Below are 6943 nucleotides of genomic sequence, written 5' to 3' on the forward strand. Positions count from 1 at the left end.
TATCCCTATCGGGTCATAGGGATTACCCGAGGCGCGTCGTACTTTTTAGTGCACTTAACTCATTGAAGCAACGGCCTTTTCAGGCAGCGTCTTCGGCCAGGTTAACCGCCCCGCAACCCCAACACCCCGATGCGCACTTTTGCCCCCGGACACGCTACCGCCACGCTGTGACGTCCCTGTCTGCCTGCCACGCATCATAGCAGCGGCGTCAGCCGCTGCCATTAGTCGTTTGCTGTTGAACCGGGTTTTAACGCGGCGCGAGCCGTTCCGCAGCTTGCTGTGGGACGGTGAAGCGTCTGCCGGGCGCGGGCTGGCGAAGCCCGCAAGACAAGCCGTTAAGCAGGGAGGCCCCCGGCGGGGGCCGCACGGGGCGAAGATGGCGAGCACGGGAACGAGCAAGGAGCTTGCGACTGCGAGCCGGGCGCAGCCAGTGCAGCGGGGTTGGGGTTGGGGCGGGGGCGAGGTGAAGCCGTTAAGCGCCGTGACGAAGGAACGGCTTCTGCTTTGGGGTTGACGTTGGTCGAGGCTGACGCCGCAGCCTGCGCCGCCAGGGAGGGCGGCCACACCGTGGGAGCCAGGGAAGGAACACCGGGGCCGACAGCAGAGGGCGCAGCCCTGTGCGCCGCGCTGTTCTGAAGAGCACAACCCCGGCGGCCAGCCGCACGCCGGTGTGGAAGAAGACCGCAACGCGCCCATCACCCCACCGGCGCAGACATAATGTGTGTTACGCGTTGGCCGCGTTCAGCGGCTTTCGCGTAATGCCACATTATGTTGAATGACGAACGGCCAGCAACGATTGTTGCAGAGAGTGATGACGGTGAGCGCTGGCCGGGCGACATTTACCGCCGGAGCACCGATGCTGACCAAGGCAAGAGGTGCGCCACGGACGGCGCGCCTGTTGCCCCGCGCCGTCTTGCGGCCTTGAAGGGAACGAGCTACTTTTTCAGGCTGTCCGGCGATGTTTTAGCGTCCGGCCTGCGCTCGTCGCGCTGTTTTTTACGCCGTGCCCGCTGTTTCCGCTCTGCCGGATGGGTCTGTTCATGCACTTTCTGCAAGTGACCGATGGCGACCCGCGTGTAGAGTTGCGTCGTCTCCAGCTTCTCATGGCCAAGTATCGCCTGGATATGTCGCGTGTCCGCGCCGTTCTCCAGCATCTGCGTCGCCATCGAGTGCCGGAACACATGGCACGCCCCCGGTTTATCAAGGTGTCCCGTTTCCCGGATGGCTTTCCCTGCCATCTGCGTCAGCGTCACCCGTGCCAGTCCGTTTCCTCTGTGGCTGATAAACAGGTGACCGCTGTCATAGCGTTTCGCCAGTTCAGGTCGCGCATGGTTCAGGTAGCGTACCAGCCACTTGCTCGCCCGTTCACCCAGCGGCACCACCCGGTCCTTATTGCCCTTGCCCTGACGCACCACCATCACCCCCCGGCTCAGGTCGATATCGCTCAGCATCAGGTTGACCGCCTCCGCCCGCCGGATACCGCTGCTCCACAGCACTTCCAGTATCACCCGGTTACGCAGCCCGAGAACCGTGCCGCTCTCCACCGACTGCAACACCCCGCCGGTTTCTTCCACGCTCAGCACCTGCGCCGGCAGCCGCTTTTCCTCTTTCGGCAACGTCAGCATGTCCGCCGGGTTATACAGGATAACGTGACGCGTCAGCAGCCAGCGGAACAGCATCCGGATAGCCGTCAGGCGGCCAAGCTGACTACCCGCCGTTAACGGATGGCCATCCGCCTTGCGGTAACCTCGCAGCCAGCGCTGATACCCCTCCAGCACCGCCAGACTCACCTGCGGCGCGTGGTTCAGTCCTCTGTCTTCACACCACGCCACGAACGGCAGCAGCCGCTCCCGGTAGCTCTCCTGCGTCCGGCTGCTGTAGCCGGCGGCGCTCAGGTGTTCAAGGTAATGCCCGGTGTGCTGGCGTAGCGTCTGCGTCTGGCGGCTAAGGTAAAGGGCTTCCGGGCTGGGTGGTTTTGGCTGGCTCATGGCGCTGCGTCCTGCGTGGTGAGTGGGGGTAAAGCGGGATAACGGCACGACTTATGGCACTACGGTACGACAGGCTTATCGTGTGGTGCCGGAACAGCGCTTTTACCGTTAACCCGACTTGCGGCAGATGAACCCTTATCGGTTGCGGCTTGGCGCGGTTTTGCTGACCCAGACTTAGCCCCGACCTGGGGCAGACTTGACCCAGACTTGCCATTGCCAGCCCCAGACTTGCGCGAGTCGTATCCGTCTTTTTCACGGACTTCCGGCTCGATTAACCCGCACAGGTGCGCCCCTTCCGGCACCGTGCCATCCCACAGCAACTCGTATTGCAGCAGGTGCCCCCGGCTGCCGCCATGAACCAGAAGGTATTCCATCTCCGCCAGTCGCAGGCAATGCAGCTTGAGCTGGCTGTCACTCCACTGCGTCGCGTTGCGGATATCCCGCCGGGTAAAGCGCACGTCGCCCGGTTTTTTGCTCTGCGTATGCGCCAACTGGTTCACCATCCCCTGTATCAGCAGCAACAGCTTTCTGGTCTGTGGCGGCATCTCGTCCAGTGTGCGGCCTAATATCTCGTGGGCTAACCGATTCGCCAGCACGATATCCGAGCGCTCGACTTCGATGTACTCGATAACCGTGCCACGGTGTTCAACCTGTTTTACTTCCCGCTGATACTGGTGCAGCAGGGCGATACTTTGTATCAGGGTGAGGTATTTCATATGGTCGCGGCGCGTGCGCGTCTTGTCGCTCAGGAACGTGAGCTGTGACGCGAACGGGTTCACCACCTTTAACGGTTTCAGTAACCGCTGGGCGTTCTGGTGCAGTTCAGTCAGCCAGCCTTTCTCGTTCTCCATCAGCAACCCGGCCAGCGTCTGTTTATGGCGCTGCAACGCATGTATCGCTTCCGTCTGTTCGCGGGATTCGTTCACGGTGAGAACCAGACAGCGGTTTAACAGCTCTTCATCCACGTCGATGGCCGTGGTGGTCAGCATCAGCATCACCGGGCCTTTCACCGTGTACTGTTTCGTCACCAGATTCCCTGTGGCATCATCCTTGCCCGTTGACGCTATCGTCAACTCCCCATCCGACTGCAACAGCTTCAGCGCATAGGCGGCTTGTCTTACGCCTTCTTCTTCGGCGATGGCCAGTATCTTGTGTTGCAGGTTGGTTTCCCCCAGATAGAACAGGCTTTGCCCGGTCATCGCCGAGTATTGCAGGCGCTCTTCCGGCGGTATCAGGTTCAGCACCGCCTCCATCAGTGAGGATTTTCCCGCCGCACTGGAGGACTGGATTAACACCGCTAACGGCCTGTCCAGCTTGCGCGACACCGCCGCTAAGTAACCCGCCACTAAGTTGCTCGATTCACCCACCACGCCACAGGCGGCCAGGTCATCCGTCAGCCGGCTAATCAGGTTCGGGTCACGCAGCAACGCCAGCGCCGCCGCTTTGGCGTCGTCATCCAGTTCCGGCACGGCGTCACTGGCGGTGTCGGGTTGAGCAAGGTGGGTTTCCAGTGCCAGCAGTACACGGCCTAAGCTGCGTTTGAGGTCGCTTTCCGCTAACCCCAGCTCACCGGCCGCCAACCGCGCATAACCCGCCCGGCTCCGCGCGCTCATCATGTCCACGCTGTCCGCGAACACCACGCCGCTGGCCGTGTCGAGTACCTGTGCGTTCACCTTCATCACCCCGCTGCCCGCTTTCACCGAGGCCATGCCCCGGATGCGCCACTGCTGGCCGGATAACGCGATGTCAACTTCACCGCCCGGCAATGCTTCAACCACCACCCCGGCCGCTAAAGAGGAGGCGGGTTGAGGCGGTTTTTCAGGCTGTGGCGTGGTTTTCCGTTGTGGCACGGATTCAGGTTCAGCACTGACCGCCTCTCCCATCGCCATTGCGCCTTCTACCGCCGCACGGAACGCCACTTCCGGCTCCGCGACGTTACACAGGTATTCATTCGCATCCATCCCGGCAGGGAACACCACACGGAACGGTGTGATACCGTCAGCCGCTAACGCAGAAGCCAGTTTCACCGCGCCTTCATCGCCTGCCGCGTCGTTATCGAACGCGATGAGCACCTGTTTTACGCCATGCCGGATAAGCGCCTGCCGCATCTCATCGGTAACGCCGTTTACCCCATAGGCCGCTGTCACGTTGCGATAACCCGCCACCCAGAACGACATCGCATCGATAAGCGATTCGCATAAGATGACCGTTTTACCTGCCGCTAACGCCTGCTCGTTCCACACCCCGCCGTGCGGCCCCGGCAGGTACAGGTGCAGCGGGGTGCCTTTGCGTAACTCATTGCTGACCTTGCGCCCGTACAGTTCACGCACCTGACCGTTAAGGTCGATAACCGGCACCACGAGCGACCCCGCCAGATGTTCATGCCCGGACGAACGCAGTATTCCCAGCGCCTGCAACTGCCCCCGGATGGCCGCGCCGTCTTTCAGTTTTTTCGGTGGCAGACGATACGCCAGCGTGCGGTTGGCGAACCCCAGCTTAAAGGCAGCGACTAACTCAGGATGATTCAGGCGGCGTTTTTCCAGATACGCGATGGCCTCCGGCGCATTCAGCAGCGTGTGGTGATAGAACTCAACCACGCGACCCAGCAGAGCCTGCCGCTCCTGCTCATCGGCGATATCCGCCACAGGTGGCAACGGTGCCGCCGCGGGCACCACACCCAGTTCACCCCGCAGGCGGTCAGCCGCCCGATGCAGGCTTAAGCCTTCCGTTTTCATCACCCAGTCCAGCACCGAGCCGCCCGCATCACAGCCAAAGCAGTGATACAGGTTCTTCTCCGGGCTGATAACGCACGACGGGGTTTTCTCCTGATGGAACGGACACAGCACCACCCAGTCCTTGCCGCGTTTGAACACCTGCCGACCCTGTGAGCGCACCACGTCCACTAACGGCACGGCGGCTTTGAGGTGCTGCAACTCGGATTCGGGGATGCGGGCCATAACGGGGACTCCTGTAAAACCTGTCAATAGGGTTAGGGTAAAAATAACTCGACTTCAATATACCACATAACGTAGTATATACAACATATCGTAGTAAAACGTGAGGTAAGTTATGGCTGTCTTATTACATCCAACATCGGTAACAGCTATGGCTATCAGTAACGAAGAGCGCGATTTTTTCATGGCGCTGGGTGAACGCATCACCAGCCTGCGTAAGGAGCGCGGCATCACACAGGCCGAACTGGCCGAGAAGCTCGGTGTTTCCCAGCAGACGGTTCAGGCATGGGAAGCCGGACGCAGAAGGATTAAGGTTTCCTCACTCCCTTCTGTGGCGCAGATTTTTTCAGTTTCGCTTGAAGAGCTGTTCGGAGAAGCCCCGGAGCCTGCCAGACGCAAGCGCGGCCCGGCACCGAAGTGGCAGCAGCAGATGGAAGAGATAGACAGTTTGCCGAAGGCAAAACAGAAGATGATTTCGGAGATGTTAAGCGCTCTGATTGCTCAGGCGCGTAACTGACGGATAAGTAACGCGGCGCAGATGAGTTCACACCTCACCCACGCCGCTCACCACAAGCAACTAACAAGGAGTTGACTATGGCTGACGCGCATTCTACGCCAGACACCGCCGTTTTTAAAATCTCGCAGCATGAGCGCTTTACCCGCGTCGGGTATCGTCCCGTTAAAGGCAACCACGATACCCCCGCCATCAACATGGCAGGTCATTGGCTGAAGGAGGCCGGATTTAGCACCGGGCAGCCGCTGAAGCTGCGCGTGATGCCGGGCTGCATTGTGATTACCACGCAGGATATCCGCGAACTCTGGGGCAACCTGCACGCGCTCAGTGTCGCCGCGTTCGATGAACAGGCGGTGGCGCAGTGGTTAAGAGGGTTTCCGGGTGGGCTTAATCTGGCAGGGATGGAGAACGGGCGGTAAATTACCGCCACTGAGCAGCAGATAAAATAAAGCCGGAAGGATCGTTCAGATCACTTCCGGATTATTTCATAATGGGTAGTCATCAACTTTATTTATATCAATAAAATCCTCTAATTCCACACCGTATTTTGATAGTTGTTTCATAAGTTCATCTATTGAATCAAGATAAGTGTAACTTCCGACTCTATCGTAAGATGGGTCTAGCTCATTCTCTATATCTTCCGCTAGAAAGTGAGAAACTCTGAGTTTAAATTTAGCGTCAGACTCATTGCATGAATTTGCATAAGTAGAACCACCTAGCATTGCTCCCGGCTCTGTCCTAAATGGATAGCTGGGCCTTAGATTATCCTGTAAAGATAATTCAATCCAAGAGCGATAGTCATCATCTCCGCCATTGAACTCTTTTATCAAGATCTTTCCTTGTAATAGATTTATAAGATTTTTACTTTCCATATCTGATTATTCCTCTCTACCACGGGAAAAATATATGAATTACATTTCCATCAAATTCATGAATTTGTAAGTGCGGAAGATCACCGTCAGGATTATTGGGTCCATGTCCCATAACACGATTTTTGTTATTAGGATCCATAACGTCATCCCAATGATAGGTTCCTGACTTCGTTTTATTTCCTGTGAGATATTCCATTATATTTTTTGTACTAGGACCTGACTCTCCCGTCATATTTTTATAGCCGGACCCTAAATATCTATCCATGAATAGCTGCTCTGCGTCACTTCTTGATTTGACAGTGACTTTAACCTCGCCGCTATCTAAATAGCTGCGCGGAATAGTGCTCCACTTTCGGCCAGCCCTTGCAGTGAAAGGCATCAGGGCTGTTTCCTCTGCCTGACCGTGCTGCATCGGGCTTGAGATGTATTGCCCATACGCTACATGCCACCCATCAGTAAACGGCAGGTGTAGCGGTATTAGACGCAGCTATTTAGTAATTTATTCGCCTTATCTCTAGTAACTGAACAACCAGCCAACCCCAGTGGATCAACCCAACTTACCGGGTTTTTGACATACGCATAGAGGTTAAGACCACCTCTTATCCCTATCGGGTC

6 protein-coding genes and 1 pseudogene are annotated in these 6943 nt (G+C 57.6%); 2 read left to right on the forward strand and 5 right to left on the reverse strand.

Annotated features, from left to right (window positions below; all coding sequences use genetic code 11):
• Nucleotides 1–935: 935 nt before the first annotated feature.
• Nucleotides 936–1988: a site-specific tyrosine recombinase XerC gene (xerC, locus tag FDP13_RS21280; RefSeq protein ID WP_143840361.1), complete on the reverse strand. Its 1053-nt coding sequence runs from the start codon at nt 1986–1988 to the stop codon at nt 936–938.
• A 59-nt stretch (nt 1989–2047) separates the two neighbouring features.
• The gene (locus tag FDP13_RS21285) at nt 2048–4945 is read right to left on the reverse strand and encodes a DNA primase (RefSeq protein ID WP_143840362.1); all 2898 of its coding nucleotides are present in this window, start codon (nt 4943–4945) and stop codon (nt 2048–2050) included.
• A gap of 112 nt (nt 4946–5057) precedes the next feature.
• Between FDP13_RS21285 and FDP13_RS21290 the strand changes: the two genes are divergently transcribed.
• Complete coding sequence (locus FDP13_RS21290) at nt 5058–5459, forward strand: helix-turn-helix domain-containing protein (RefSeq protein ID WP_143840363.1); 402 nt, start codon at nt 5058–5060, stop codon at nt 5457–5459.
• Between the two features lie 77 nt (nt 5460–5536).
• A complete protein-coding gene (locus FDP13_RS21295; protein WP_143840364.1) occupies nt 5537–5875 on the forward strand; it encodes a SymE family type I addiction module toxin in 339 nt (112 codons plus the stop codon).
• Nucleotides 5876–5941: 66 nt separating this feature from the next.
• On the opposite strand, the gene FDP13_RS21300 is transcribed toward FDP13_RS21295, so the two are convergent.
• The 3 genes and pseudogenes from FDP13_RS21300 to FDP13_RS21895 form a co-directional block, all read right to left on the reverse strand.
• Nucleotides 5942–6328: a hypothetical protein gene (locus FDP13_RS21300; protein ID WP_234424458.1), complete on the reverse strand. Its 387-nt coding sequence runs from the start codon at nt 6326–6328 to the stop codon at nt 5942–5944.
• A 16-nt stretch (nt 6329–6344) separates the two neighbouring features.
• Nucleotides 6345–6647, reverse strand: a pseudogene (locus FDP13_RS21305) (hypothetical protein); the annotation flags it as partial.
• Nucleotides 6648–6805: 158 nt separating this feature from the next.
• On the reverse strand, nt 6806–6937 hold the full coding sequence (locus FDP13_RS21895) for a hypothetical protein (RefSeq protein ID WP_370512568.1): 132 nt from the start codon (nt 6935–6937) through the stop codon (nt 6806–6808).
• Nucleotides 6938–6943: the final 6 nt, after the last annotated feature.

Origin of the sequence: Dickeya sp. ws52, assembly GCF_007210685.1 — a bacterium.
Lineage (GTDB): Bacteria > Pseudomonadota > Gammaproteobacteria > Enterobacterales > Enterobacteriaceae > Dickeya > Dickeya chrysanthemi.

What these genes read in the sequence shown, in the direction of transcription:
- xerC (WP_143840361.1), bottom strand. Translation starts at nt 1,988, where the DNA reads ATGAGCCAGCCAAAACCACCCAGCCCGGAAGCCCTTTACCTTAGCCGC.
- FDP13_RS21285 (WP_143840362.1), bottom strand. Translation starts at nt 4,945, where the DNA reads ATGGCCCGCATCCCCGAATCCGAGTTGCAGCACCTCAAAGCCGCCGTG.
- FDP13_RS21290 (WP_143840363.1), top strand. Translation starts at nt 5,058, where the DNA reads ATGGCTGTCTTATTACATCCAACATCGGTAACAGCTATGGCTATCAGT.
- FDP13_RS21295 (WP_143840364.1), top strand. Translation starts at nt 5,537, where the DNA reads ATGGCTGACGCGCATTCTACGCCAGACACCGCCGTTTTTAAAATCTCG.
- FDP13_RS21300 (WP_234424458.1), bottom strand. Translation starts at nt 6,328, where the DNA reads ATGGAAAGTAAAAATCTTATAAATCTATTACAAGGAAAGATCTTGATA.